We start from the raw sequence: 26559 nt of genomic DNA, 5'->3' as shown, positions 1-26559 counted from the left end.
CGAAGGCCCGCCCCCTCGGGGCGGGCCTTCGGTTTTCTGCGAAGCGGTGCGGTCGTGCGGTCAGTGCGCCACGGGGATGAACGAGGAGAGCTCCGCGGCCAGTTCCTCGTGCACCCGCGCCTTGAGCAGGGTGCCGTCCGAGGTGTGTTCCTCGGAGATCACCTCGCCCTCGGCGTGCACCCGGGAGACGAGTCCGCCCTGGATGTACGGCACGAGCGCCTCGATCTCGACCGACGGCCGGGGCAGTTCGGTGTCGATGAGCTCCAGCAGCTCCTCGATACCGGCACCGGTGCGCGCCGAGACGGCGATCGCGTGCTTCTCGATGCGCAGCAGCCGCTGCAGCACCAGCGGATCGGCCGCGTCCGCCTTGTTGATCACCACGATCTCGGGCACGTCGAGCGCGCCCACTTCGCGGATCACCTCGCGCACCGCGGCGAGCTGCTCCTCCGGCGCCGGGTGGGCGCCGTCCACCACGTGCAGGATCAGGTCGGACTCGCCGACCTCCTCCATCGTGGAGCGGAACGCCTCGACGAGGTGGTGCGGCAGATGCCGTACGAACCCGACGGTGTCGGCCAGGGTGTAGACCCGGCCGCTCGGCGTCTCGGCCCGGCGGACGGTCGGGTCCAGGGTGGCGAACAGTGCGTTCTCCACCAGGACGCCCGCACCGGTCAGCCGGTTGAGCAGCGAGGACTTGCCCGCGTTGGTGTAGCCGGCGATGGCGACCGAGGGCACCTTGTTGCGCTTGCGCTCCTGGCGCTTGATCTCGCGGCCGGTCTTCATCTCCGCGATCTCCCGGCGCATCTTCGCCATCTTCTCGCGGATCCGACGCCGGTCGGTCTCGATCTTGGTCTCACCGGGACCACGGGTGGCCATGCCGCCACCGCCGCTGGAACCGCCACCGCCCATCTGACGGGACAGCGACTGGCCCCAGCCGCGCAGCCGCGGCAGCATGTACTGCATCTGGGCCAGCGAGACCTGTGCCTTGCCCTCTCGGGACTTGGCGTGCTGGGCGAAGATGTCGAGGATCAGGGCGGTCCGGTCGACCACCTTCACCTTGACGACGTCTTCCAGATGGATCAGCTGGCCGGGGCTGAGCTCACCGTCGCACACGACGGTGTCGGCCCCCGATTCGAGGACGATGTCGCGCAGCTCCAGCGCCTTGCCCGAACCGATGTAGGTGGCCGGGTCCGGCTTGTCGCGGCGCTGGAAGACGGCGTCGAGCACCTGGGCGCCCGCCGTCTCTGCGAGCGCGGCCAGCTCCGCGAGGGAGTTCTCCGCGTCGTGCACGGTCCCCGAGGTCCAGACGCCGACCAGCACCACGCGCTCCAGGCGCAGCTGCCGGTACTCGACCTCGGTGACGTCCTCGAGCTCGGTGGAGAGGCCGGCCACCCGTCGGAGCGCGGCGCGCTCCGAGCGGTCGAACTGCTCGCCGTCCCGCTCTCCGTCGATCTCGTGGCTCCAGGCGACGTCCTCTTCCATCAGGGCGTCGGCCCGAAGGCTCTCGGTGAGGCTTTCGGTGACATTCTCCGTAGCACTCTGCGCGTTCTGCGCGTCCTGGGGAAGGGAAGAAGAGGAGGTCATTGGATCCTTACGTCGTTGGAAATCCGGGGAGTCCGGTACATCAGTCACAACGCGTGACCTCTCCCGATGATTCCCGCTGCGGGAATCCCGTTCCGGCCGCCGCGGCGACTCCTCGATAGTGGCACGCGCCACCTCGCGCGTCACTGGATTTATCGCCGTGCGGCGGGCTCGGCACTGCGCCAGTCGGGGTGTCCCGGCATCGGCGGCGTCTTCTCGCCGTACAGCCAGCCGTCTAGGAACGGGGTCATGTCCCGTCCCACGGTCCGTGACGCCAGCCGGACGAAGTCCTCGGTGGTGGCGTTGGAGTCCCGGTGCTCGTGCACCCAGCTCCGCTCCAGCCGGTCGAACGCGTCCTCGCCGATCTCCTGGCGCAGCGCGTACAGGATCAGTGCGCTGCCGTCGTACACGACCGGCCGGAACAGGCTGATCTTCTGGCCGGGCTCCGGGGGGTACGGGCGGGCCGGCGGGCCGCCCGCGGCGCGCCAGCCGTCGGACCTGGTGTATGCCGCACGCATCCGGTCCTCCAGCGGCCGGTCGGCGTACTCCTCGGCGTAGCGGGCCTCGTACCAGGTGGCGTGTCCCTCGTTGAGCCACAGGTCGGACCACATCTGCGGGGAGACGCTGTCGCCGAACCACTGGTGGGCGAGCTCGTGCACCATCACCGAGTCGACGTACCACTCGGGGTGGCCGGGCCCGGTGAACAGGGAGCGCTCGAAGAGCGAGAGCGTCTGGGTCTCCAGCTGGAAGCCGGTCTCGGTGTCGGCGATCAGCAGCCCGTACGTCTCGAAGGGGTAGCGGCCGACCTGCCGCTCCATCCATTCCAGGTGGGCGGGCGTCTTGCGGAGCCAGGGTTCGAGCCGCTCGCGGTCGGCGGCCGGCACCACGTCGCGCACCGGGAGCCCGTGCGGTCCGGTCCTGTGCAGGACGGCGGAACGCCCGATCGTGACCTGGGCCAGTTCGGTGGCCATGGGGTGTTCGGTCCGGTAGGTCCGGGTGGTGTCGTCGCCGCGGCGGACCGTGCCGGCGGGCAGTCCGTTGGCCACCGCGGTGAGGTCGGCGGGGGTGGTGATCCGGAAGGTGAAGTACGCCTTGTCGGAGGGGTGGTCGTTGCTCGGGAAGACCCGGTGCCCGGCGTCGGCCTGGTTCGCCATGGCCAGACCGTCGGCGGTGCGCACCCAGCCCCCGGCGCCCTTGTCGTCGTCGGGGACGCTGGTGTGCCGGACGGTGATGCGCAGCGGCACCCCGGCCGGGAGCCGGCCCAGGGGCTGGATGACCAGGTCCTCCTCCTCGACGGCGAAGTCGGCGCGCAGGCCGTTCACTTCGACCGCGCGGACGGTCCCCCTGGCGAAGTCGAGGTTGATCCGGTCCAGTTGTTCGGTGGTCCGCGCGTCGATCCTGGTGACGGCGTCCAGCGGCTTGCTGTTGTCGCCGTGGTATGTCAGTCCGATGTCGTAGGCGAGGACGTCGTACCCGGGGTTGCCCAGGGTCGGGAAGAGCGGATCCCCGATGCCGAGCGGCCGGGGCGAGGGGAGGGCGGCGGCGACGAGGGCGGCCGATGTGGTGACCAGCAGAGCGGCCCGCAGGCGGCGGGAGATGAACGGCATGGACTACCGCTACCAGCGACTTCCTGCCCGGCAGGCGCGGCGCGCGCCGCGCCACCCGAACGGGGCCCCGGGCCGGGTCCTCGCGCTGCCGTCTGCCGCACGGGAACGGTCCGAAGGGGGCAGTCCGCACGGGAACAGGCCGGGCGGACGGCCCGGTGGCGGACACGGGAACGGTCCGGGCGGACGGCCCGGTGGCGGACACGGGAACGGTCCGGGCGGACGGCCCGGTGGCGGACACGGGAACGGTCCGGGCGGACGGCCCGGTGGCGGACACGGGAACGGTCCGGTGGCGGACGGCGCCGCGCCGCGGGTCAGACGGTGGCCGCGGGGTGCTGGGCGCGGCTCACGTCGTACACCCCCGGGACGTCACGCATCGCGCGCATCAGGGCCGGCAGTCCGGCGGCGTCGGGGAGTTGCAGGGTGTAGGTGTGCCGGACGCGCTGTTCGCTGGGCGGTTCGACGGTGGCCGAGACGATCGCCGCGTCCGCCGTCGCGATCGCCTCGGTGAGGTCGGCGAGCAGCCGGGGGCGGCCGAAGGACTCGGCGACCAGCGTGACCCGGCATTCGGCGGCGTCGCCCCAGCTCACCTCGACCGGCACCCGGCCGACGGACCGCATCCGGACCGCGGCCGGGCACTCCAGCCGGTGCACGGTGACGGCGCCGCCGCGCACGACGAAGCCGGTGACGGCGTCGGGGGGTACGGGGGTGCAGCAGCCCGCGAGGCGCACGGTGGCGTCCGGCCGGTCCACCACGGCGTTCGCCGTGCGGCCGTCGGCCTCCCGGGGGCGGGGGCCGTGCCCGGGTTCCACGGCTTTGCCGGGGGGTACGGCCCGGGGTCGCGGCTCGGGGCCGGAACCTGCGGCCCGGTCGTGGTGCGAGTCCTCGGCGCTCTCGGGGTGGGCGTCGAACCAGCCGGTGATCGCGATGCGGGCGGCGGGGGTCCGGGCGTGGTCCAGCCAGTCGGGCGAGGGGCCGGAGGCGGCGTCCTCGGCGAGCAGCAGCTGCACGGTGTCGCCGTCGCTCAGCACGGTGCCCAGGGTGGCCAGCCTGCCGTTGACCCGGGCGCCGATGCAGTTGTGCGCGTCGTCCCCGTACTGCGCGTAGGCGGCGTCGACGCAGCTGGCCCCGGCGGGCAGTCCGAGCGTGCCGCCGTCGGTCCGGAAGACCGTGATCTCCCGGTCCTGGGCCAGGTCGGCGCGGAGCGTGGTCCAGAAGGTGTCGGGGTCCGGGGCGGACTGCTGCCATGCGAGGAGCCGGGAGAGCCAGCCGGGACGGGTGGGGTCGGCGCGCTCCCCGTCCGCCGGTTCGGCGGCCTGGGCGCCGGTGCCGTTCTCCGCGGCGTACGGATTGCCCAGGGCGATGACTCCGGCCTCGGCGACCTTGTGCATCCGGTGGGTTCGGATGAGGACTTCGGCGACCGCGCCGTCCGGGCCCACGACGGCGGTGTGCAGCGACTGGTACAGGTTGAACTTGGGTGCGGCGATGAAGTCCTTGAACTCGGAGATCACCGGGGTGAAGCAGGTGTGCAGCTCGCCGAGCACGGCGTAGCAGTCGGCGTCCTCGCCGACGAGCACCAGCAGTCGGCCGAAGTCGGTGCCGCGCAGTTCGCCGCGCTTGATGCCGACCCGGTGCACGGAGACGAAGTGGCGCGGCCTGATGAGGACTTCCGCGGCGATGTCCGCTTCCCTCAGCACCGTCGCGACGTTCTCGGCGATGGCCGCGAGCGGGTCCTGGGGGGACGCTCCATCGGGGCCGGCCGCCCGCTCGGAGGCGGCGGCGATCAGCGCGCGGGTGTGCTCGTACTCCTCGGGGTGGAGGATCGCGAAGACGAGGTCCTCCAGCTCGGTCTTGAGCGCCTGCACACCGAGCCGTTCGGCGAGCGGGATCAGTACGTCGCGGGTGACCCTGGCGGTCCTGGCCTGTTTCTCGGGGCGCATCACGCCGAGGGTGCGCATGTTGTGCAGCCGGTCGGCGAGTTTGATCGACATGACCCGGACGTCGTCGCCGGTGGCGACCAGCATCTTGCGGAAGGTCTCGGGTTCGGCGGCCGCCCCGTAGTCGACCTTCTCGAGTTTGGTGACGCCGTCGACGAGGTAGCAGACCTCCTTGCCGAACTGCTCCCGCACCTGATCGAGTGTCACATCGGTGTCCTCGACGGTGTCGTGGAGCAGCGAGGCGGTGAGGGTCGTGGTCTCGGCGCCGAGCTGGGCGAGGATCAGTGTGACGGCGAGCGGGTGCGTGATGTACGGCTCGCCGCTCTTGCGCGTCTGTCCGCGGTGCGAGGACTCCGCGAGCACATAGGCCCGGTGCAGGATGGAGAGGTCCGCGTCCGGGTGGTGGGCGCGGTGGGCCTCCGCGACGTGACTGATCGCGTCGGGCAGCCGGTCGCGGGACGTGGGGCCGAGCAGCGCGACCCGGCCCAGCCTGCGCAGATCGATCCGGGGGCGGCCCCGTCTGCGGATGGGAGCATCTGGTGGGCTGGTGGCCTCTGCACTCATGGGGCACCTCCGGCGACGTCGACCGGCGGTGGGGAAGCACGGTCGTGCCTCCGGGCCGGTGCTTGATGCTACCGAGCCCACCACGTGGCGGAGACCCGCTCTCGCCCAGCGTGAAACGGATCACCCATTCGAGCGAAGCTCCCAGGGCTTCCGTTTGGGGACCCGGAGTGCTTTTGACCGGGTTCGGCCACTACTCCGGGCCCTTCGTGCGGGGCGGGGCGGGCCGGGGCCGACCGAAAGACCCTAGCCGAGTGCCGCTTCGAGCCAGGCGGGGTCGATGAGGCCCTCGGCGACGATCGTGGCCGGTCCGGTCATCTCGACCTCGCCGTCCGGCCGTTCGGTGATCACGAGGGTGCCGCCGGGCAGATCGACCGTGTACGTGACGGGGGTGCCGGTCTCCGCGGGGTCCGTGCCGTCCCGGCGGGCGGTGGCGACGGCCACGGCGCAGGCGCCGGTGCCGCAGGAGCGGGTCTCGCCCGAGCCGCGCTCGTGGACCCGCATCGCGACGTGGCGCGGGCCGCGGTCCACGACGAACTCGATGTTGACGCCGTCGGGGTAGACGGCGGCGGGGCTGTAGGGCGGCACCGAGGACAGCGGGCCGGCGTGGGCCAGGTCCTCGACGAAGGCCACCGCGTGCGGGTTGCCCATGTTCACGTTGCGGGCGGGCCAGCTGCGGCCGTCCAGGCTGACCGTCACCCCTTCCGCGGGAAGGCGGGCGCGCCCCATGGAGACCGTGATGTCGCCGTTCTTGGCGATGTGCACCCGCTTCACGCCGCCCCGGGTCGCGATGGCGAGGTCGCCCTCCTCGACGTGTCCGGCACGCTGCAGGAAGCGGGCGAAGACCCGCACCCCGTTGCCGCACATCTCGGCGACCGAACCGTCGGCGTTGCGGTAGTCCATGAACCACTCGGCCTCGGCCGCCATGGCCCGCGCCTCGGGGTGCGCGGAGGACCGTACGACGTGCAGCAGGCCGTCGCCGCCGATGCCGGCCCGGCGGTCGCAGAGACGTGCGACGAGGCCCGGGGACAGGTCGATGGCGTTGTCCGGGTCGGGAACGATCACGAAGTCGTTCTCGGTGCCGTGGCCCTTGAGGAAGGCGATCTGGGAGGTGCTCACGGATCAACTGTACGAAACGGTCCGGTCGGCCGCCGGGGCCGTCCGTCCCCCGGACGACCCGGCCGGGGACGGTGTCCCGGTGGGATCCGGGGGCCGGTCCGCACCCCCGGCCTCAGTGACGGAGCCGCGCCACGCGCCAGACGGCCAGGGCGACCAGTGAGACGCCCACGAGCACGTACAGCGCGATCATCCGCCAGTCGGCCCGCTCGCCCGAGCCCTTCTTGGGCAGGCCGGGCCAGGTGTACCCCACCCGGCGGGCGGCCATCATGCCCCAGCCCGCGGCGCAGCAGCTGATCAGCAGGCCGAGCATGGCCACCACCGCCCCGCCGCCGCCGAACTCGAAGGCCAGCGGGAAGGCGAACATCAGCGACCCCACCGCGGCGAGCATGACGATCGGTGCGAGCTGCCAGATCCGCAGCCGTCGCACGGGGCGCAGCTCGACCTCGACCTCGGGGGTCGGCTCGAGCTCGTCGGGCCCGTCGGGGCTCAGCCCCGACGCCCCGTGCAGGGTGCCCGGTGTGTTCTGTCCAGTGTCGCGAGGGCCGGCCTCCATCGCCACGCGCCCTCCCAACTCGGACCTCACTGTCGATCGATGCTCGATGATGGCACGCTCCGGGGCGCCGAAATGACGGGCAGGGCTTCCCGATGCCATCACGTGATCAGGCTGTAACCGCTCGTTCGATCAACGCCAGCGCCAGGTGCGGGAGTTCCCCACGGTCCCGGGCGGCTCCGCTCAGCCACCGGACCCGCGGATCCCGGCGGAACCACGAGTCCTGGCGGCGGGCGAACCGCTTGGTGGCGCGGACGGTCTCGGCGCGCGCCTCGCCCTCGGTGCATTCCCCGGCCAGGGCGGCGAGCACCTGCTGGTAGCCCAGCGCCCGGGCCGCGGTCCGGCCCTCGCGCAGCCCCCGCGCCTCCAGGGTGCGCACCTCGTCCACGAGCCCGGCCTCCCACATCCGGTCGACCCGCCGGGCGATGCGTTCGTCGAGTTCGGGGCGGGCCACGTCGACGCCGATCTGGACGGTGTCGTACACCGCGTCGTCGCCGGGAAGGTTGGCGGTGAAGGGCTTGCCCGTGATCTCGATGACCTCGAGGGCCCGGACGATCCGGCGGCCGTTGCTCGGCAGGATGGCCCGGCCCGCTTCGGGGTCGGCGGCGGCGAGCCGGGCGTGCAGGGCCCCGGAGCCGCGCTCCACCAGCTCCTCCTCCAGCCTGGCCCGCACCTCGGGGTCGGTGCCGGGGAACTCCAGGGCGTCGATGGCGCCCTTCACGTAGAGCCCGGAGCCGCCGACCAGGACGGGGGTGCGGCCCGCGGCGAGCAGCCGGTCGATCTCGGCGCGCGCCAGCCGCTGGTACTCGGCCACGCTCGCGGTCTCGGTGACGTCCCAGATGTCCAGGAGGTGGTGCGGGACGGATCCGCGTTCCGGAAGCGTCAGCTTCGCGGTGCCGATGTCCATCCCCCGGTAGAGCTGCATGGAGTCGGCGTTGACCACCTCGCCGTCGAGCTGCTGAGCCAGGAATACTCCCAGATCGGATTTTCCGGCCGCAGTGGGACCGACGACGGTGATGACCCGCGGTGCGGGAGCTGAGCTACTCACCGCCCCAGTCTCGCAAACCCCGGCGACTGCTCCCAACGAGTGAGGGAGGAGCGACACCGCGCGACGGCCCGACCCCCACCGGACCGAACACTTCCACTTCCATCCCAGTAGAATTCGAAGTGAATGTGGGCGTTTCTCCCCTTTGGGGAAGCGTCCGATCCCAGTCCCCCAGCAGGGAAGGTGCCCGATGGGCTTCCTGGACAATCTGAAGGCCAAGCTGAGCCCCGCCAAGGACAAGGTCGGCGAACTCGCGCATCAGCACGGGGGCAAGATCGACCAAGGGCTCGACAAGGCCGCACGGGCGGTCGATCAAAAGACCAAGGGCAAGTACAGCGACAAGATCGAGTCCGGCACGCGGAAGGCCAAGGACGCGGTCGAGCGCCTGTCCCACAAGAACGAGGGTGGTGCGCCGCCCGCTCCCTGACCCTGTGCTGAATCAGGTCCGGGGGCGGCCGTACGGCGAGACCGTGCGGCCGCCCCCGTGGTCCGGGGCCGACGGCTCAGGGCCACGCCCGTCCGGGACGTCTGCTCAGGGCCACGCCCCTTCGTGACCGACTGCTCGGGGCCACGCCCGTCCGGGACGTCTGCTCAGGGCCCCGCCCGTTCCGGCCGACTGTTCAGGACCATGCGGCGACGAGGTACCCCACGCCGTACGGGGCGTCGTCGTACAGCAGGCGCCCGTCCAGGCCCGCGCCTCGCGCCGCCCCCGCGAGCACCTGCCAGGGGGCCCGGCCCGCCGCCTTCAGCTCGTACGCCAGCTCCTCGTCCAGTGCGAGCAGCGCGTCGGGGTCCACGGCGCCCAGTGCGCGGGCGGCGGCCGCGTCGAACGCCTCGGCCCGTTCGTCCAGGTAGCCCGGGGCCTTGAGCGTGCGGCAGGCGCTGCCGTCGCCCAGCACGAGCAGCGCCACCCGCTCCGCCCGGCCGGCCAGCTTCCGCCCGGTGTCCGCACAACGGCCGGTTTCGAGCGGTTCCCCCACCCCCAGCCCCTCGACCGGCACCCCGCTCCATTCCGCGCGGGCGAGCAGCCAGGCACCGACGGAGAGGGACGGCGGGAGCGGGCCCGCCCCCGCCGGCGCGAGGTCGCGCCCGAGCCGTACGCCGAGGTCGACGCCGAAGCCCCCGAAGGTGCCGGTGGCGCCCTCCGGATGCGGGCCGCGTCCCGTTTGGTCCGCCGGGCCGATCACGACCAGCAGTTCGGGGCGTGCCGCGGCGAGCACGCCGACGGCCTCGGCGCAGGCGTCCCGCAGGGCGTCGAGCTCGGGAGCGGCACCCGCGGCGACCTCGGGTACCAGCAGGGGCGGGCAGGGGCAGACAGCGGCGGCGACAAGCATGGTGGGCAGCGTACTGCTTGGGCCCGGCGCACCGGTCGGCCACCGTCGTCCGCCGGACGGCCGACGGCCCGGGGTCAGTCGCAGCCGCAGCCGGGGGCCGCCGCGGCGGGCAGCGGCGCCGGGGCCCCGATGCCGGGCAGGCCCAGCATCACCCCGGCCGGCTTGGCGGCCTCGGCCGCGTTGCGCTTCTCCCAGGCGTCCCCGGCCCGGGTCCGCCGCACGGCCACCGGAGCCCCCTCGGCAAGGAGGTGGTGCGGGGCCGCGTAGGTGATCTCGACGGTCACCACGTCGCCCGGCCGCACGTCCTCGTCCGGCTTGGTGAAGTGGACCAGCCGGTTGTCGGGGGCACGGCCGGAGAGGCGGTGGGTCGCGCCGTCCTTTCGGCCCTCGCCCTCCGCGACCATGATCTCCAGCGTCCGGCCGACCTGCTTCTTGTTCTCCTCCCAGGAGATCTCCTCCTGGAGGGCGGACAGGCGCATGTACCGCTCCTGGACGACCTCCTTGGGGATCTGGTCCGCCATCTCGGCGGCCGGCGTCCCGGGGCGCTTGGAGTACTGGAAGGTGAAGGCGTTGGCGAAGCGCGCCTCGCGGACCGCGTGCATGGTCTGCTCGAAGTCCTCCTCGGTCTCGCCGGGGAAGCCCACGATGATGTCGGTGGAGATCGCGGCGTCCGGCATCGCGGCGCGCACCTTCTCGATGATGCCGAGGAAACGCTCCTGCCGGTACGAACGCCGCATCGCCTTGAGGATCGCGTCCGAGCCCGACTGCATCGGCATGTGGAGCTGGGGCATCACGTTGGGCGTCTCGGCCATGGCCGCGATCACGTCGTCCGTGAAGTCGCGGGGGTGCGGGGAGGTGAAGCGGACCCGCTCCAGTCCCTCGATCTTCCCGCAGGCGCGCAGCAGCTTGGAGAACGCCTCGCGGTCGCCGATGTCGGAGCCGTACGCGTTCACGTTCTGGCCGAGCAGGGTGATCTCCGAGACGCCCTCGGCGACCAGGGCCTCGATCTCGGCGAGGATGTCGCCGGTGCGGCGGTCCTTCTCCTTGCCGCGGAGCGCCGGGACGATACAGAAGGTGCAGGTGTTGTTGCAGCCGACCGAGATGGAGACCCACGCCGCGTAGGCGGACTCGCGGCGGGTGGGGAGGGTGGAGGGGAACGCCTCCAGGGATTCGGCGATCTCGATCTGCGCCTCCTCCTGGACCCGGGCGCGCTCCAGCAGCACCGGCAGCTTGCCGATGTTGTGCGTGCCGAAGACGACGTCGACCCACGGGGCCCGCTCGACGATGGTGTCGCGGTCCTTCTGCGCCAGACAGCCACCGACGGCGATCTGCATGCCGGGGCGCTTCGTCTTCATCGGGGCGAGCCGGCCGAGGTTGCCGTAGAGCTTGTTGTCGGCGTTCTCCCGCACCGCGCAGGTGTTGAAGACCACGACGTCGGCGTCGCCGTCGGAACCCTCGTCCGCACGGACGTAACCCGCGCCCTCCAGCAGCCCCGAGAGCCGCTCGGAGTCGTGGACGTTCATCTGGCACCCGTAGGTGCGGACTTCGTAGGTCTTGGGTCCCTCGACGCTCACTGCGGGGCTCCGGTCGCTGCTGCTGGTCATGCCCACAAGGGTAGGCGGTCCGGGGAGGGCCCCCGCCGCCTCGGGCCGGGACGCCGTCGGTGCCCGTGCGGCGGGGCACGGAGGGGAGGGGCGGCACTCCCTCCCCCGGCCCGATGTCAGCGGAACTCGTGGATCACCTGGATCTCACCGACGATGTGGGCGTTGAACTCGTCGAGCTCCTCGGCCGGAACCCAGAGTTCGAGGATCGTGCGTCCACCCGCCTGCCGGACGGGATAACGGCTCAGGAAGTCCGACTCGACCTCGAACCGGGTGACGAAGCCTGCGCCGTCGTGCTTCACGTTCCAGTCCCGCGCGATCATGATCGCGTACTCCTCGTCGAGGACCGGGTAGAAGATCGGCTGCTCGGGAAGCCGGGGCGGCCACGCCCGCCAGTCCAGCTCGCGGACCAGCTCCAGCTCCTTGGGGCCGGTGGGGCGCCACAGGGTCGTCGTCGCTCGTCCGCTGGTCATGGTCATCGCTTTCGGAACGCGGGAAGCCGTCGGTACGGCGGGCCGGGAACCGGACGATACCGGCCCCGCGAACGCGACGGCCACGAGGTTTCCCGGCCCGGACCGGACCGCCCAACCGCCCACCGCCCGCGCGAAGCCGCCCCCTGGTGCACGGCCGTCACGTCAGGCGCCCGCCTCCCGTGCCCGCGCCTCTTCCTTCTTCTTCTCCGATTCCGTGCCTTCTTCCGCTTCCGCGCGTTCCTCGGCGCCCGCGCGTTCCTCGGCGCCCGCGCGTTCCTCGGCGCCCGCGCGTTCCTCGGCGTCCGCGAGCAGGAGGAGCAACGGCGCCAGCACCAGTTCGACGACCGCCAGCGCCACCTGGAACCAGTGCGGCCACCCGTGCACGGCCAGCGAAAGCACCCGCCCGATCGCCCCGAGCAGGAAGACCCCGGCCAGCCACCGGACCGCCGTCGCGGGAATCGGCGACTGCCGGGCCGCCCAGAGCCAGGCGAGACCGTACCCGGCGAAGGCCGCGCCGAAGAACCGTCCGAGGCTGTCGATCGTCGGACCGGCCGAGCCCTCGCCCGGGATCGCGGCGTTCCCGAGCAGGACGTGGAAGAGCCCGATCGCCACGCAGACGTACCCCATTGCCGTCACGAGCCCCCGGAGCACCTTGCCTCTGGACACGATCCACCATCCCCCTCTGGTCGACTCTGTTCGACGGACGCCTTACTGGACACGCGTCTACCAAGCTACGGCCATCTAGTAGACATGTGTCAAGTAGCATGGGCGGGTGTCTCCCCGTCAGCGCCTCAGTCCCGCCGAACGACGCGCCCAGCTCCTCGCCGTCGCCGCGCAGCTCTTCGCCGCGCGCCCGTACGACGACGTCCTGATGGAAGGGGTCGCCGAGCGGGCCGGCGTCTCCCGCGCGCTGCTCTACCAGCACTTCCCCAGCAAGCGCGATCTCTTCGCCGCGCTCTACCAGCAGGTGGCCGCGGAGCTGCTCGCCAGGAGCCGGTTCGACCCCGCCGACACCCTCGTCGAGCAGCTCACCGAGGGGCTGGACGCCCACATCGGGTACTTCGCGGAGAACCGCAACACCGTCCTGGCGGCGAACCGGGTGCTGGCGGGCGACCGGCTGATCCAGACGATCATGAACGACGAGCTCGACGCCCTGCGCGAGCGGCTGCTCGACGTCCTCCCACTCGCCGACGAGGGCACCCGGAAGGCCGTGTCGGGCGTCCTGAAAAGCTGGCTGGTATTCGTCCAGGTGCTTTGCGTGGACTGGCTCACCGAGGAGACCTGCACCCGCGCCGAACTGCGTGACGTGTGCATCGGCGCCGTGCTGGGCGCCATCCGGCCGCTTCTCGACGAGGACCCCGCCCCCGACTGGCCCCGCTGACGGCCGGCCCCGGCGGAAACGGGGAAGCCGACGGCCGGCCCCGGCGGAAACAGTGAGATCGGCCCTGGTCATCGCCGGGACGGGCTGGCAGGATCGCCGCCATGCTCCAGGCTCTTTCCCGCATCGGCAGGCGCCGTGCCCTCCGGGCGTGCGCCGCCCTCGTCGTCGTGCTCGGGCTGCTGCTGTGGTGGCTGCTCCCGCTCGGGCCGTCGGAGCCGACGGGAACCCTGACCTTCAGCACCGGTGTGCGCAGCGGGGTCTACCAGCGCTACGGCGAACGGCTCAGGGGGGACCTGGCCAAGGATCTGCCCCAGGTGTCGATACGGCTGCAGACCAGCGAGGGGTCGCAGCAGAACATCGCCCGGGTGGCCTCCGGGAAGGCCGACTTCACCATCGCCACCACCGACGCCCTCGCCACCTATCTGAGCAGCGGCAAGCCCGGCGCCGACCTGCTGCGGGGCTGCGTGCGGCTGTACGACGACTACATCCAGCTGGTCGTGCCCCGGGACTCGGGGATACGGAAGGTCTCGGACCTGCGCGGCAAGCGCGTCGGGGTGGGGCAGCCGGGTTCGGGGGTGCGTCTGGTCGCCGACCGGGTGCTGGCGGCGGCCGGTCTCGATCCCGAGGACGACGTGACACCGGTTCCCGTCGGCATCGACACCATGCCCGAGCAGCTGGAGGACGAACGGCTCGACGCCTTCTTCTGGTCCGGCGGACTGCCCACCACCGCCGTGCAGGAGCTGGCGGGCCGGTTCCCGATCCGGCTGGTGCCGCTGGAGGCCCGGCTGGTCGAGAGGCTCCAGGCCGCGGGCGGGTCCGCCCGTTACTACCGCTCGGCCGTGATGCCCGCCGACGCCTACCGCAACGCACAGCAGGGGCAGGCGGTGCCGACGGTCGCGGTCTCCAATGTGCTGGTGACCACGAAGCACTCGGACCCGGCGCTGACGGAGGCGTTCACCCGGACCGTGATCGACAGCCGGGACCGGATCGGGAGGGAGGTGCACGCGGCGCAGCTGGTGGATCTGCGCACGGCGATCTACACCGATCCGCTGCCGCTGCACGAAGGGGCCAGCCGCTACTACCGCTCGGTCAAGCCCTGACCCCGTTCCCGCAGCGTCGCCCGCTTCCCGCCCACCGCCTGCTCCCGCACACCACCCGGCCCCGCACATCGCCCGGCCCGGCACCTCACCCGTTACCGCACCATCGCGCTCGGCCTCGCGCCTCGCCCGCCCCGGCGCATCCGCCGGCCCCGCACACCGCCCCTTCCCCCACGTCGCCCCGCCCACGACGACCCGTTTCCGCGCACCGGGCCCGGTTCAGCCCTGGGGGCCGTTGCGCGGCACCGAAACCGTCACGCACAGCCCGTGCGGTTCATGGGCCGCGTAACCGATCGAACCGCCACCCGCGGCCAGCAGCGCCTGCGAGATGGACAGTCCCAGACCTGATCCCTGGATGTTCTGGTGCTGGGTGCTGCGCCAGAACCGGTCCCCGACGCGCTCCATCTCCTGCTCGGTGAGGCCGGGTCCGCGGTCGGCGACGACGACCCTCACGTCGTCGCGGCCGGAGGCGACCGTGACGAGGACTTCTTCTCCCGCGGGGGTGAACTTCAGCGCGTTGTCGATGATGGCGTCGAGGGCGCTCGACAGCGCGATCGGATCCGCCCAGGCGGTCACCGCGGACGAACCGTCCGCCCTGAGCCGTACCCCCTTCTCCTCGGCGACCGGCCGCCAGGACGCGACGCGTTCCGCGGTGAGCGCGCCTATGTCCGTGAGCTGCAGATCGGCCGCGGCGTGTTCGGCCAGCGCGAGGTCGAGCAGGTCGTCGAGGACCTGCCCGAGGCGTTTGCCCTCCGTGCGCACGGAGGCGATCTCCTCGTTGCCCTCGGGGAGTTCGAGCGCGAGGAGTTCGATCCGCAGCAGCAGCGCGGCGAGGGGGTTGCGCAGCTGGTGCGAGGCGTCGGCGACGAAGGCGCGCTGCTGCTCCAGCACGTTCTCGACGTTGTCGGCCATCTCGTTGAACGAGCGGGCCAGGCGCCTGAGTTCCGGTGGCCCGCCGGAGGCCGCGACCCTCGACCGCATGCGTCCGCTGGCGATGTCGTGGGTGGCCGCGTCCAGGGTCCGTACCGGCAGCAGGACCCAGCCGGTGAGGCGGATCGCGGCCCCGACGGCCACCAGCATCGCGACCGCTTCGCCGGCCGCGATCAACAGCCAGCCGCGGAGCGTGCGCGAACGCATCCCGTCGGTGGGCGAGTCGAGGACCACGACGGCGACGACGTCACCGTCCCGCACGACGGGCGAGGCGACGACGATCCTGCCGTCCTGCCACGGCCAGACCTGCGGCGGATCGTGGCTGCGCCGCCCCAGGAGGGCTTCCTTGAACGCCTCGCGGCCCGCGCCGTCGATGGGGAGGTGCCAGGTCGCCGGGGCCTTCGCCATGGCCCGGTCGTCCCGGTAGAAGACGCCGGCGCGGATGCCGTACACCGATGCGTAGGTGTCGAGTTCGTTGCGCAGGGTGCGCCGGCGCTCGTCGTACCCGGCCGTCGGCTCGGTGATGAACTGCGCGAGCGCGGCGAAGCGCGCCGTGTCGTCGATGCGGTCGATGACGACGTGCTGCTGCTGGGCGGCGGCCACGCTGACGGCCAGCGGGAAACCGAGGGCGAGCAGCACGCTCGCCATGAGGATGATGAGCAGGGGAAGGAGCCGGGTGCGCACCTGGGACGTACGCCCTTACGGGGTCGGGGCGACGAGGCGGTAGCCGACCCCGCGCACCGTCTCGATCAGTGCGGGCAGCCGCAGTTTGGAACGCAGGGACGCGACGTGCACCTCGAGTGTGCGCCCCGTGCCCTCCCAGCTGGTGCGCCACACCTCGCTGATGATCTGCTCCCGGCGGAAGACCACCCCGGGGCGCTGCGCGAGCAGCGCGAGCAGGTCGAACTCCTTGCGGGTGAGCTGGACCTCCGCCCCGTCGACGCTGACCCGGCGGGTCGGGAGCTCGATGTGCACGTGTCCGAGGCGCAGCGCGGCGACGGGCGTGGGCGCGGTGTCCTCGCCCACCGTGTTGCGCCGGCTGACCGCGTGGATGCGGGCGAGGAGCTCGCCGGTGTCGTACGGCTTGACCACGTAGTCGTCGGCGCCGAGGTTGAGACCGTGGATCCGCGACCGGACGTCGGAGCGCGCGGTCACCATGATCACCGGGGTGGAGGTGCGCTTGCGGATCTTCCCGCACACCTCGTAACCGTCCTGGTCGGGCAGGCCGAGGTCGAGGAGCACGACGCCGAACGGCTCCGTGTCCGCGGGCAGCAGCGCCTGGAGTGCCTCCTCGCCGCTGCGCGCGTGCACGACCCGGAAGCCGTGCCGGGCGAGGATCGCGGAGAGGGCGGCCGCGACATGGTTGTCGTCCTCGACGAGCAGCAGTCTCATGGCCTCCCTTTCCGGGGTCGCGAGGGTGCGGGGTCGATGCGTGCCCACGGGTCGCGGGCGGGTGGATGCGTGGTGGCGGTACATGTCGGTGCGTTCTCCCGTACGCTCCCCGTCGCTTCCCCGTACCGAGGCGTTTCACGTCATGGCGTACCAGGGCATCCACTCCGATGAGCGGTGTGTCAGTCAAGAGCCCGCCCCTCGCATCCGGCCATCCGTTATGCACCCGGTACGCCCCGGGTCGGACGGCCCCCTCCCCGTTCACGCGGTGTGTCCGGCCGCCACCGGATCGTTATCCTCAATTTCCGCTCAGATGTAATGACGGTGGTAGCACCGCGTCCCTATGGTCCTTCCAACCGAGGAGGACGGAGCAAGAAGCCGATGAGCGGAGTTTCAGTGACCAAGGGCGCCGAGGACGCCACGCCCGGGGCGAGCGACCTTGTCGTACTGAGCAACGTCAACAAGCACTTCGGCGCACTGCATGTGCTCCAGGACATCGACCTGACCATCGCCCGTGGCGAGGTCGTGGTCGTCATCGGGCCCTCCGGGTCCGGGAAGTCCACGCTGTGCCGCACGATCAACCGCTTGGAGACGATCGACTCGGGCGCCATCTCGATCGACGGCAAGCCGTTGCCCCAGGAGGGCAAGGAGCTGGCCAGGCTGCGCGCCGATGTCGGCATGGTCTTCCAGTCGTTCAATCTCTTCGCGCACAAGACGGTGCTCGAGAACGTGATGCTGGGCCAGATCAAGGTCCGCAAGACGGACAAGAAGGCCGCCGAGGACAAGGCCCGTTCGCTGCTGGACCGGGTGGGCGTGGCGACGCAGGCCGACAAGTACCCCGCCCAGCTCTCCGGGGGCCAGCAGCAGCGCGTGGCCATCGCACGGGCGTTGGCGATGGACCCCAAGGTGATCCTCTTCGACGAGCCGACCTCCGCGCTCGACCCGGAGATGATCAACGAGGTGCTGGAGGTCATGCAGCAGCTCGCCCGGGACGGCATGACGATGGTCGTGGTCACGCACGAGATGGGCTTCGCCCGCTCGGCCGCGAACCGGGTCGTCTTCATGGCGGACGGAAAGATCGTCGAAGAGGCCACGCCCGACCAGTTCTTCAGCAACCCGCGCAGTGACCGGGCCAAGGACTTCCTCTCGAAGATCCTTCACCACTGATCGCTCCGCACCGCCGACTCCATCACTGATCGATCCGCCCGCCGGTTCCATCACTGATCGATCCGCACCGCCGGTTCCCGGGCCGGCCGATCGCTCGTATCGCGTCAACTCTAGGGAAAATCACCATGCAGCTTCGTAAGGTCACCGCCACCTCGGCCGCCGTGCTCGCCCTCGCCCTCACCGCCACCGCCTGCGGCTCCGACAAGGAGGACGGCGGCTCGGGCGACGGCAAGAAGATCACGATCGGCATCAAGATCGACCAGCCCGGCATCGGTCTGAAGACCCCCGACGGCAAGTACGTCGGCTTCGACGTCGACGTCGCCACGTACGTCGCCAAGGAGCTCGGCTACAAGGCCGAGGACATCGTCTTCAAGGAGACCAAGAGCCAGGACCGTGAGACCGCGATCGACCGCGGCGACGTGAAGTTCATCGCCGCCTCCTACTCGATCAACGACGAGCGTCTGCAGAAGGTCGACTTCGCGGGCCCGTACCTGCTGGCCCACCAGGACATCCTGGTCCGCGCCGACGACGACTCGATCAAGTCGCCTGAGGACCTGAACTCGAAGAAGCTGTGTTCGGTCACCGGCTCCACCTCGGCGCAGAACGTCAAGAAGAAGCTGGCCCCGAAGGCCGACCTCCAGGAGTACGGCGGCTACTCGGAGTGCCTGACCGGCCTGGAGAACAAGGTCATCGACGCGCTGACCACCGACGACAGCATCCTGGCGGGCTACGCCTCGCAGAAGAACTTCCAGGGCAAGTTCAAGCTGGCCGGCTTCAAGATGACCAACGAGAACTACGGCATCGGCCTGAAGAAGGGCGACGCCGACCTGAAGAAGAAGATCAACGACGCGCTCACCAAGATGGTCTCGGACGGTTCCTGGGACAAGGCCGTGAAGGACAACTTCGGCCCGGCGAACTACAAGAACGAGCCCGCCCCGAAGATCGGCGACGTCGTCAAGTGATGCAGGGCTGACCGGGCGCGCCGTCCTCGAGCGACGGCGCGCCGTGCCCTCCGACACGCGGAAGCGCGGGAGATCGTGTTCGACTTTCTTGAAGGTTACGACCTGCTGGGGGCCTTCTGGGTGACGGTGCAACTCACCGTCTACTCCGCCCTCGGCTCCCTGATATGGGGAACGCTACTGGCCGGAATGAAGGTCAGCCCGGTCCCCCTGATGCGTGGCTTCGCCACCGTGTACGTGAACGTGGTCCGGAACATTCCGCTGACCGTGATCATCGTGTTCTCATCGCTCGGCCTGTACCAGACCCTGAGCGTCGCGCTCGGCGGCGACGACACCGAGACCGTCAACTTCCGGCTGGCCGTGCTCGCCCTGGTCGCCTACACGGCCGCCTTCGTCTGCGAGGCACTGCGCTCCGGCATCAACACGGTGCCGCTCGGCCAGGCCGAGGCGGCCCGCGCGCTCGGGCTGAGTTTCACCCAGGTACTGCGGCTGATCATCCTTCCCCAGGCGTTCCGTGCGGTGGTCAACCCCCTGTCCAACGTACTGATCGCGCTGACGAAGAACACCACGGTCGCCTCCGCGATCGGTGTCGCCGAGGCCTCGTACCTGATGAAGGGCATGATCGAGAACGAGGCCCAGCTGATCCTGATCTCGCTGGTCTTCGCGTTCGGCTTCGTCGTCCTGACCCTCCCGACCGGCCTGATCCTCGGCTGGGTGAGCAAGAAGGTGGCGGTGAAGCGATGAGTTCCGTCCTCTACGACGCCCAGGGACCGCGCGCCAAGCAGCGCAACATCCTCTACACGGTGCTGTTCGTACTGGCCGCCGCGGGCGTGCTGTGGTGGGTCTACACCAGCCTGGACGAGAAGAACCAGCTCGACTGGATCAAGTGGGAGCCCTTCTTCACCAGCATCCAGCCGTGGGAGACCTACATCTGGCCGGGCCTCCAGAACACGCTCAAGGCGGCGTTCTTCGCCCTGATCATCGCGTTGCCCCTGGGTGCCCTGTTCGGCATCGGCCGGCTGTCCGACCACCGCTGGGTGCGGATGCCGTCCGGGATCCTCGTGGAGTTCTTCCGCGCCATCCCGGTGCTCATCCTGATGATCGTCGCGAACGCGGTGTACTCGGAGTACACCACCATCGACACCGATGTGCGTCCGCTGTACGCCGTGGTGACCGGTTTGGTGCTGTACAACGCCTCCGTGCTCGCCGAGATCGTGCGGGCGGGGATCGGCTCCCTGCCGAAGGGCCAGGGCGAGGCCGCCAAGGCACTCGGCATGCGCAAGAGCCAGGTCATGGTGTTCGTACTGCTGCCGCAGGCGGTGACGGCCATGCTGCCGGCGATCGTCAGCCAGCTCGTCGTCATCGTGAAGGACACCGCGCTCGGCGGCGCCGTGCTGACCTTCCCCGAGCTGCTGGCCTCGGTCCGCCCGATGAGCGCGAACTACGGTGCCAACACCATCGCGTGCTTCACCATCGTCGCTCTGATCTACCTCCTGGTGAACTTCGCGCTCACCTCCTTCGCGAGCTGGCTGGAGCGGTGGCTCCGGCGCGCGAAGAAGAGCAAGGGCACTGCTTCGGGGGGCGTACAGAAGACCACCGGTGAGCCGTCGCTCGTCGTCGATGACGGACACGCCGTCTGACGGCTCGTCGAAATGCGTCCTGAGGGGCGGTGGCGACCTGCCACCGCCCCTCAGCGCCGTCCGGTGTCGCTTGACGCAAGCACGGGCAGTAGGTTGCATACGATCTGTGATCGCGCCCCCAGCACCCGCCGCCGCCACACCCCTTCCGCCGTCCGCCTGCCTGCCGGACCGTGGGGCACCTTCGCCCATGTCACCGGCTTCTTCCCCGGCCGTGGTGCCGGTGTCGTCCGCACGGATCCGAGGAGCCGTCCCGTGGACCCGGTGATCGTCGTCGGTGCCGGACCCGTCGGCCTGGCCCTGTCACTCGCCCTAGCGGCGCAGGGTGTGCCCACCGTCCTGCTCGACGAGGACCCGGACAAGGACGAGACGCGCCCCGCCCGTACCGTGGTGCTGCGCGAGGACACCCTGGCCCTGGTCGAACGCCTCGGCTGCAAGGCGCTGCGGCACGAGGGCGTCCAGTGGTCCGGCTGGCGCTCCGTGCGGCGCAAGCAGCTGGTGCGGGAACTACCGCTCGGCTCGGGTTCCGCCGAGGGCGGCCCGCCGGCCTCGCCCATCCATCTGCCGCAGCACGCCCTGACGCGTGCGCTGCGCGAGGCGGTGGCCGGGCAGGAGCTGGTACAGGCCGCCGCGCACAGCCGGATCGACACCCTGGAGCAGGACCCGAAGGGGGTCACGGTACACACCAGGGAGCCCAACGCGACCTGGTGGCGCGGGAGTTACGTGGTGGGCTGCGACGGCGCCCGGTCCACCGTGCGCAAGCTCCTCGACATCCGGTTCCCGGGGCGTACGGCGGTGGAGCGGCACGCCGTCGCCGCGCTGCGCACCGAGCTGCCCTGGCCGGGTCAGGCCGTGCTGCACCGGCTGCCGCCGTGGCGCACGGGCGGCGCCGAGGTGACCGCACGCCCGCTGCCGGACGGTGCCTGGCGGCTGGACTGGCTGCTGCCGCCGCAGGGCGAACTCGTCACTCCGGACGCGCTGATCACCCGGGTCCGGGACACCCTGGCGGGCTGGTGCGGCGAGACACCGCCGTACGAACTGCTGGACACCGGGGTGTACACGCTGCACCACCGGCTCGCCCTGCGCTGGCGGGTCGACCGGGCCTTCCTGGCTGGGGACGCCGCGCATCTGCTGGGCGCACTGGGCACCCAGGGACTCGACGAGGGGCTGCGGGACGTCGAGAACCTGGCCTGGAAACTGGCCCAGGCATGGCATCACGGCGCCTCCGACGTACTGCTCGACAGCTATCAGGCCGAGCGCCGGGCCGCGGTCGCCTCGCGGCTGCGCGCCGCGGACCAGTCGCTGCCGATACTGCGCGGCGGCGGAGGGCTGCGGGCCCTGGTACCGGGGAGCGCACGGGGGCACGACTCGCTGCTCACCGACGGGCATCTGGGATGCGGCCCCCTCGGCGCACCTCCCTCGTACTCGCATTCGCCCCTTGCGCCCGCGCATGCCGAGGCGCACACCTCCGTGGGTACGCCCCCCGGTGCGCCGGTGGTCGATGTGCGGGTGACCGCGCCCGACGGCACGACCGTGCGGCTGCGCGAACGACTGGGGCAGGGGCAGCTGCTGGTGGTCCTGGTGGCGCCCGGCACCGGTGTGTGGGACCGGCGCCACTGGATGACCGCCGGTGTCATGCCGCGCCTCGCCGCCGCCGTCGACGCACTGCCCATGAAGGGCGAACTGCTGGTGACCGAGAGTTACCCGGGGGCTTCGGCCCACACCGTGCTGCTGATCAGGCCGGACGGCCATCTCGTGGCGTCGTTCGGCGGGGTGCGGCCCGGGGAGCTCTTCGCGGCGGCGGACGCGGTACGGGGCGGCGCGGCGCATGACGCCGCACGTTCCGACCGGACCGCGGACGTCAATTGACCACCGCGGACGTCCATGGTGTACTCCGGAACATGACCGACACCGATGTGCGCCTGTGGCGGAGGGTCCATATGGACCTCGTCCGCTACGCGGGCTGCGTGTGTCGACCGTCCTGCTGACTCGCCCTTCCCTGCCCCGCCGCGCGCTCCGCCGTGCGGACGGGCTCTCGCGCGAACCCTCAGGACGGTCCCAGTGTCTGCCTCTCCCTCACCCTCTGTACGCACGTCCGCACCCGCTCCAGCGTCTGTTGTGCCCGCCGCTCCCGCGCCCGCCGGTTCCGGGGTGCCCCCGCCCGCCGAATCCGGTCCGACGGCTGCGGAACTGCTCGATTTCGTCCGCCGTACGGCCGCCGACGCCGAGGTCGTCGCCTCGCTCCCCCTCGATCCGGAGGGCCGCACCTGGAGCCGGCTCGAGGGCCCCGGCGGCAGCGAGGCGTGGCTGATCGGCTGGCCGCCGGGCACCGGTACGGGCTGGCACGACCACGCCGACTCGATCGGCGCCTTCACCACCGCAGTCGGCACCCTCAAGGAACTGTCGCTCGCCGCCCGGCTGCCCACCGACGGCTGGAAGACCCTCGAACTCACCGAAGGGATCGACCGTTACAGGGAGTTGGCCACGGGTCAGGGCAGGGCCTTCGGCCGTCATCACGTCCACGAGGTGCTGAACGAGTCCGCGACGGAGCACGCCGTCTCCGTCCACGCGTACTACCCGCCGCTGCCACGGATCCGGCGTTACAGCCGCACCGGCGACCTGCTTCGCCTGGAGCAGGTCGAGCGACCGGAGGACTGGCAGTGAGTGACGGTCTTCGGGACGGTGCGGAACCGGTCGGCATCGATGAGCTGTTGGAACGGGTCAGGGCCGGGTTCGTCAGGGTCGGTCCGCAGGAGGCGGCGGCCGCTGCCTCGGACGGTGCGCTGCTCGTGGACATCCGTTACGCGGAGCTGCGGGAGCGGGACGGGCTGATCCCGGGAGCGCTGGTCGTCGAACGCAACGAACTGGAGTGGCGGCTCGACCCGTTGGGAAGCCACCGGGCCCCGCAGGCCGTGAGTCACGACCTGCGGATCGTGATCGTATGCAACGAGGGCTACGCATCGAGCCTCGCCGTCGCGTCCCTGCGGCAGTTGGGACTGCACCGGGCGACGGACCTGATCGGCGGCTTCCAGGCATGGCTCGCCGCAGGCCTCCCGGTCGAGCAGTAACGAGCCCGGCAAGAGAGACGCGACGGACGAAAAACCGGGAGCCAAGAGCCGGGAATCGGGCGCTGGTGGCCGAGAGCCGGGAACCGGGAGGCAGAAGGAGCGAGAGGCGGGAGGGGACGGAGGCCGGAAGGAGACGGAGAGGCAGGACGAAAAGGCGTCGCGCCGACCTCCGGAAGCCTCAGCCCCTCCCCGGTGACTCACCACCACGGCCGCGACACCACGCCAACCTCCTCCCCTCTCTCCCTCCTCACCTCTCCCCTGCGGCACCCCTACCGCGCGGGCCCCAGTCGAGCAGTCTGGCCAGGCGCCGGGGCCCTGCCTGCGGCCCCCTACCGCGCGGGCCCCATGCCTCGCGGTCTGCCCGGCGGTTCCCCCGGATCCGCGCCGACACACCCGAATGCCACGCTCCGGTGGAGCGATCCCCGTATACGACCGACATTCACCTCAGCCTCAAAGGACCGACGTGACGGAGACTCCGCGCCCATGCCGACCCCCGCCCCCGCCCTCACCCCTGACCAGTTCGATGCCCAGGTCGCCCGCCTCCACGACACCGAGGCATGGCAGCGGATCGTCGCCGGCTGGGACCTCACCGCCCTCGCCCCCGTACGGCCTTCCGGCGCTGACCTCGCAGAACAACCGGAGGCCCGCGAACCGGCCGATTGGCGTGCGCTGCTGTCCGTACCGGTCGACCAGCTCATCGCCGACTCCGTACGTTCCCTGCCGGCGCCTCCGCCCCACGAACGCCCCCTGCCCGGCCGACTGGGCGCGATCCTCCCCGACCGGCTGCACGCCTGGCGGCGCATCGGCCGGGCCGATGTGCGGCCTTCCGTCCATCTCGCCCACGCGAGGCGGATCCTGACCGAGTGGGGCTGGCAGAACGCCCCTTACCGGCTCCGCAACGCCCGTGGCGCACGGTGCATCTGCGGCGCCCTCCTCACCGCGCACCGTCTGGGCCACGGCTCCCTCGACACCGTGGACCGCGCCGGTGCCTGGCTCGTCGCCGAGCTCCGCTCCCAGGGCTGGACCGGGCTGATCGGCCCCTGGAACCGTTGTCCCGGCCGTACCGCCGCGGACGCGCTCGCCCTGATCGACGCCACCATCGCCCGAGCCGCCCGCGCCGGACAGTGACCCCTCCCCCTGGGCACCGTCGCGTCACCACCACGAGTCGCCCCCCGACGCCTCGGGGTTCCCCGCACGCCACTGCACGGTGCCGATCCGATCCAGTCCGGCCCGGCCCGATCCAGTCCGGCCCGGTTCGAACCGATCCGGTCAGAACGGCTCGTCCAGCCCTTCGGTGTCCTCCTCCTCCTCCTCCAGTGCCTGCCGCACCACGCGCAGTGCCATGCCCTCCCCGTAACCCTTGCGGGCGAGCATGCCCGCGAGGCGGCGCAGCCTCTTGTCCCGGTCGAGGCCACGGGTCGAGCGCAGCTTGCGCGCGACCAGTTCCCTGGCGGTGGCCTCCTCCTGCTCGGAGTCGAGCTGCCCGATGGCCTCGTCGATCACCTCGGAGGACACCCCCTTGGTCCGCAGCTCCCGGACGAGAGCGCGCCGGGCCAGCCCTCGGCCGTGATGCCGGGACTCCACCCAGGCGTCCGCGAACGCGGCATCGTCGATCAGCCCGACGTCCTCGAAGCGCGAGAGCACTTCCTCGGCCGCCTCATCCGGGATCTCCCGTTTGCGCAGGGCGTCGGCAAGCTGCTTCCGCGTGCGCGGGGTCCCGGTGAGCAGTCGCAGACAGATGTTGCGCGCCTGCTCGACCGGGTCGCGCGACTCCCCCTTCTCGGCCCTCGACGAGGAGGGGGAGCCGCTGCTCCTGGTGCGGGAGCGGGTACGGCGACCCGCCCCCTCGCCGGATCCGGGGCCCGGATCGGTGCCGTGACCGTGATCGGTCTCCGGCCCGTACGTGCCCCCGGACCCGGCCGTGTGCCCCGCGGCGAATCCGCGGCCGGGATCGGCGCCGTGGTCAGGGACGCTGGCCGGCCACTCCGTACGACGCGTCACGGTCTAGCTCTTGGCCGCCGCGGTCTTGGCCGACTTGGCCTTGCTCGCCGGAGCCGGCACCGTCTTCGCGCTCTCGGCCGGAGCCGCAGCGCCGCCCGCCGCGTCCGCACCGGCCGCGTTGTCCTCCGGCTTGACCCCGACACCCAGCTTCGTGAGGATCTTCTTCTCGATCTCGTTGGCGAGATCGGGGTTGTCCTTGAGGAAGTTGCGGGCGTTCTCCTTGCCCTGGCCGAGCTGGTCGCCCTCGTAGGTGTACCAGGCTCCCGCCTTGCGGACGAAGCCGTGCTCCACGCCCATGTCGATCAGCCCGCCCTCGCGGCTGATGCCCTGGCCGTAGAGGATGTCGAACTCGGCCTGCTTGAAGGGCGGCGCGACCTTGTTCTTGACGACCTTGACGCGGGTGCGGTTGCCGACCGCGTCGGTGCCGTCCTTCAGCGTCTCGATCCGGCGGATGTCGAGGCGCACCGAGGCGTAGAACTTGAGCGCCCGGCCACCCGTCGTGGTCTCCGGCGAACCGAACATCACGCCGATCTTCTCGCGGAGCTGGTTGATGAAGATCGCGGTGGTCTTGGACTGGTTGAGCGCGCTGGTGATCTTGCGGAGCGCCTGGCTCATCAGGCGGGCCTGCAGACCCACGTGCGAGTCGCCCATCTCGCCCTCGATCTCGGCCTTCGGCACGAGCGCCGCGACGGAGTCGATGACGATCAGGTCGAGCGCGCCGGAGCGGACCAGCATGTCCACGATCTCGAGGGCCTGCTCGCCGTTGTCCGGCTGGGACAGGATGAGGCTGTCGATGTCGACGCCGAGCTTCTTCGCGTACTCGGGGTCGAGGGCGTGCTCCGCGTCGATGAAGGCGACCGAGCCGCCGAGCTTCTGCGCGTTCGCCACCGCGTGCAGCGTCAGCGTCGTCTTGCCGGAGGACTCCGGTCCGTACACCTCCACCACGCGGCCGCGCGGCAGGCCGCCGACCCCGAGGGCCACGTCGAGGGCGGTCGACCCGGTGGGGATCACTTCCACGGGCTCGTTCGGCCGCTCACCGAGGCGCATCACCGCGCCCTTGCCGAATTGCCGTTCAATCTGTGCGAGTGCGGCGTCCAGCGCCTTCTCGCGGTCGGTTCCTGCCATGGG

26 protein-coding genes are annotated in these 26559 nt (G+C 71.3%); 12 read left to right on the top strand and 14 right to left on the bottom strand.

Going from position 1 to position 26559, the window contains the following annotated elements; all coding sequences use genetic code 11:
* Window positions 1-60: 60 nt before the first annotated feature.
* From hflX to miaA, 6 genes are all read right to left on the bottom strand, one after another.
* Complete coding sequence (gene hflX / locus OCT49_RS27180) at window positions 61-1581, bottom strand: GTPase HflX (protein ID WP_283854420.1); 1521 nt, start codon at window positions 1579-1581, stop codon at window positions 61-63.
* 149 nt (window positions 1582-1730) lie between these two features.
* Window positions 1731-3185 carry a M1 family metallopeptidase gene (locus tag OCT49_RS27175; RefSeq protein WP_283854419.1) on the bottom strand — a complete coding sequence of 485 codons (1455 nt, stop codon included), beginning with the start codon at window positions 3183-3185 and terminating at the stop codon, window positions 1731-1733.
* A gap of 311 nt (window positions 3186-3496) precedes the next feature.
* On the bottom strand, window positions 3497-5683 hold the full coding sequence (locus tag OCT49_RS27170; protein ID WP_283854418.1) for a RelA/SpoT family protein: 2187 nt from the start codon (window positions 5681-5683) through the stop codon (window positions 3497-3499).
* A gap of 243 nt (window positions 5684-5926) precedes the next feature.
* On the bottom strand, window positions 5927-6799 hold the full coding sequence (dapF, locus tag OCT49_RS27165) for a diaminopimelate epimerase (RefSeq protein WP_283854417.1): 873 nt from the start codon (window positions 6797-6799) through the stop codon (window positions 5927-5929).
* A 112-nt stretch (window positions 6800-6911) separates the two neighbouring features.
* Window positions 6912-7352, bottom strand: a complete 441-nt coding sequence (locus OCT49_RS27160; RefSeq protein ID WP_283855961.1) for a hypothetical protein — start codon at window positions 7350-7352, stop codon at window positions 6912-6914.
* A 106-nt stretch (window positions 7353-7458) separates the two neighbouring features.
* Entirely contained in the window at window positions 7459-8397 is a 939-nt protein-coding gene (miaA, locus tag OCT49_RS27155) for a tRNA (adenosine(37)-N6)-dimethylallyltransferase MiaA (RefSeq protein ID WP_283854416.1), read from the bottom strand.
* 187 nt (window positions 8398-8584) lie between these two features.
* Between miaA and OCT49_RS27150 the strand changes: the two genes are divergently transcribed.
* Window positions 8585-8821, top strand: coding sequence for an antitoxin (locus OCT49_RS27150; RefSeq protein WP_283854415.1), 237 nt, complete (start codon window positions 8585-8587; stop codon window positions 8819-8821).
* Window positions 8822-9014: 193 nt separating this feature from the next.
* Here the strand turns inward: OCT49_RS27150 and OCT49_RS27145 are convergent, their stop codons facing one another.
* The 4 genes from OCT49_RS27145 to OCT49_RS27130 all read right to left on the bottom strand — a co-directional run bounded on the left by OCT49_RS27145 (window position 9015) and on the right by OCT49_RS27130 (window position 12468).
* A complete protein-coding gene (locus OCT49_RS27145; protein WP_283854414.1) occupies window positions 9015-9728 on the bottom strand; it encodes a class III extradiol dioxygenase subunit B-like domain-containing protein in 714 nt (237 codons plus the stop codon).
* A 74-nt stretch (window positions 9729-9802) separates the two neighbouring features.
* Window positions 9803-11332, bottom strand: coding sequence for a tRNA (N6-isopentenyl adenosine(37)-C2)-methylthiotransferase MiaB (gene miaB / locus OCT49_RS27140; RefSeq protein ID WP_283854413.1), 1530 nt, complete (start codon window positions 11330-11332; stop codon window positions 9803-9805).
* A 116-nt stretch (window positions 11333-11448) separates the two neighbouring features.
* Window positions 11449-11802, bottom strand: coding sequence for a hypothetical protein (locus tag OCT49_RS27135; RefSeq protein ID WP_283854412.1), 354 nt, complete (start codon window positions 11800-11802; stop codon window positions 11449-11451).
* Window positions 11803-11964: 162 nt separating this feature from the next.
* On the bottom strand, window positions 11965-12468 hold the full coding sequence (locus OCT49_RS27130) for a DUF4345 domain-containing protein (RefSeq protein ID WP_283854411.1): 504 nt from the start codon (window positions 12466-12468) through the stop codon (window positions 11965-11967).
* Window positions 12469-12574: 106 nt separating this feature from the next.
* On the opposite strand from OCT49_RS27130, the gene OCT49_RS27125 reads away from it, so the two are divergent.
* Both OCT49_RS27125 and OCT49_RS27120 read left to right on the top strand, forming a co-directional pair.
* Entirely contained in the window at window positions 12575-13183 is a 609-nt protein-coding gene (locus OCT49_RS27125) for a TetR/AcrR family transcriptional regulator (RefSeq protein ID WP_283854410.1), read from the top strand.
* Between the two features lie 101 nt (window positions 13184-13284).
* Complete coding sequence (locus tag OCT49_RS27120) at window positions 13285-14283, top strand: TAXI family TRAP transporter solute-binding subunit (RefSeq protein WP_283854409.1); 999 nt, start codon at window positions 13285-13287, stop codon at window positions 14281-14283.
* 216 nt (window positions 14284-14499) lie between these two features.
* On the opposite strand, the gene OCT49_RS27115 is transcribed toward OCT49_RS27120, so the two are convergent.
* A complete protein-coding gene (locus OCT49_RS27115) occupies window positions 14500-15894 on the bottom strand; it encodes a sensor histidine kinase (RefSeq protein ID WP_283854408.1) in 1395 nt (464 codons plus the stop codon).
* A gap of 15 nt (window positions 15895-15909) precedes the next feature.
* On the bottom strand, window positions 15910-16602 hold the full coding sequence (locus OCT49_RS27110) for a response regulator transcription factor (protein ID WP_283854407.1): 693 nt from the start codon (window positions 16600-16602) through the stop codon (window positions 15910-15912).
* A gap of 378 nt (window positions 16603-16980) precedes the next feature.
* On the opposite strand from OCT49_RS27110, the gene OCT49_RS27105 reads away from it, so the two are divergent.
* The 9 genes from OCT49_RS27105 to OCT49_RS27070 all read left to right on the top strand — a co-directional run bounded on the left by OCT49_RS27105 (window position 16981) and on the right by OCT49_RS27070 (window position 24558).
* Complete coding sequence (locus tag OCT49_RS27105) at window positions 16981-17766, top strand: amino acid ABC transporter ATP-binding protein (RefSeq protein WP_148839770.1); 786 nt, start codon at window positions 16981-16983, stop codon at window positions 17764-17766.
* Window positions 17767-17891: 125 nt separating this feature from the next.
* Window positions 17892-18728, top strand: a complete 837-nt coding sequence (locus OCT49_RS27100) for a glutamate ABC transporter substrate-binding protein (RefSeq protein WP_283854406.1) — start codon at window positions 17892-17894, stop codon at window positions 18726-18728.
* 75 nt (window positions 18729-18803) lie between these two features.
* Window positions 18804-19469 carry an amino acid ABC transporter permease gene (locus tag OCT49_RS27095; RefSeq protein WP_283854405.1) on the top strand — a complete coding sequence of 222 codons (666 nt, stop codon included), beginning with the start codon at window positions 18804-18806 and terminating at the stop codon, window positions 19467-19469.
* Entirely contained in the window at window positions 19466-20365 is a 900-nt protein-coding gene (locus tag OCT49_RS27090; protein ID WP_283854404.1) for an amino acid ABC transporter permease, read from the top strand. Before OCT49_RS27095 ends, OCT49_RS27090 begins: the two co-directional genes overlap by 4 nt.
* 252 nt (window positions 20366-20617) lie before the next feature.
* Window positions 20618-22231: an FAD-dependent monooxygenase gene (locus OCT49_RS27085; RefSeq protein WP_283854403.1), complete on the top strand. Its 1614-nt coding sequence runs from the start codon at window positions 20618-20620 to the stop codon at window positions 22229-22231.
* A 32-nt stretch (window positions 22232-22263) separates the two neighbouring features.
* Window positions 22264-22350 (top strand): putative leader peptide, encoded by an 87-nt coding sequence (locus tag OCT49_RS39880; protein ID WP_311605579.1) that lies wholly within the window; start codon window positions 22264-22266, stop codon window positions 22348-22350.
* A gap of 130 nt (window positions 22351-22480) precedes the next feature.
* A complete protein-coding gene (locus OCT49_RS27080) occupies window positions 22481-23026 on the top strand; it encodes a cupin domain-containing protein (protein WP_283854402.1) in 546 nt (181 codons plus the stop codon).
* On the top strand, window positions 23023-23430 hold the full coding sequence (locus tag OCT49_RS27075; RefSeq protein WP_283854401.1) for a rhodanese-like domain-containing protein: 408 nt from the start codon (window positions 23023-23025) through the stop codon (window positions 23428-23430). The genes OCT49_RS27080 and OCT49_RS27075 overlap by 4 nt, the downstream gene beginning before the upstream one ends.
* Window positions 23431-23913: 483 nt before the next feature.
* Entirely contained in the window at window positions 23914-24558 is a 645-nt protein-coding gene (locus OCT49_RS27070; protein ID WP_283854400.1) for a DUF6197 family protein, read from the top strand.
* 141 nt (window positions 24559-24699) lie between these two features.
* Here OCT49_RS27070 and recX read toward each other — a convergent pair whose 3' ends face one another.
* Together recX and recA are read right to left on the bottom strand one after the other, a co-directional pair.
* Entirely contained in the window at window positions 24700-25431 is a 732-nt protein-coding gene (recX, locus tag OCT49_RS27065) for a recombination regulator RecX (protein WP_283854399.1), read from the bottom strand.
* Window positions 25432-25434: 3 nt separating this feature from the next.
* The gene (gene recA, locus OCT49_RS27060) at window positions 25435-26556 is read right to left on the bottom strand and encodes a recombinase RecA (RefSeq protein WP_283854398.1); all 1122 of its coding nucleotides are present in this window, start codon (window positions 26554-26556) and stop codon (window positions 25435-25437) included.
* Window positions 26557-26559 lie beyond the last annotated feature (3 nt).

This window comes from Streptomyces sp. ML-6 (assembly GCF_030116705.1).
GTDB lineage: Bacteria > Actinomycetota > Actinomycetes > Streptomycetales > Streptomycetaceae > Streptomyces.
Note: the sequence above shows the minus strand (reverse complement) of the source record. Positions and strands in the feature narration are given on the sequence as shown.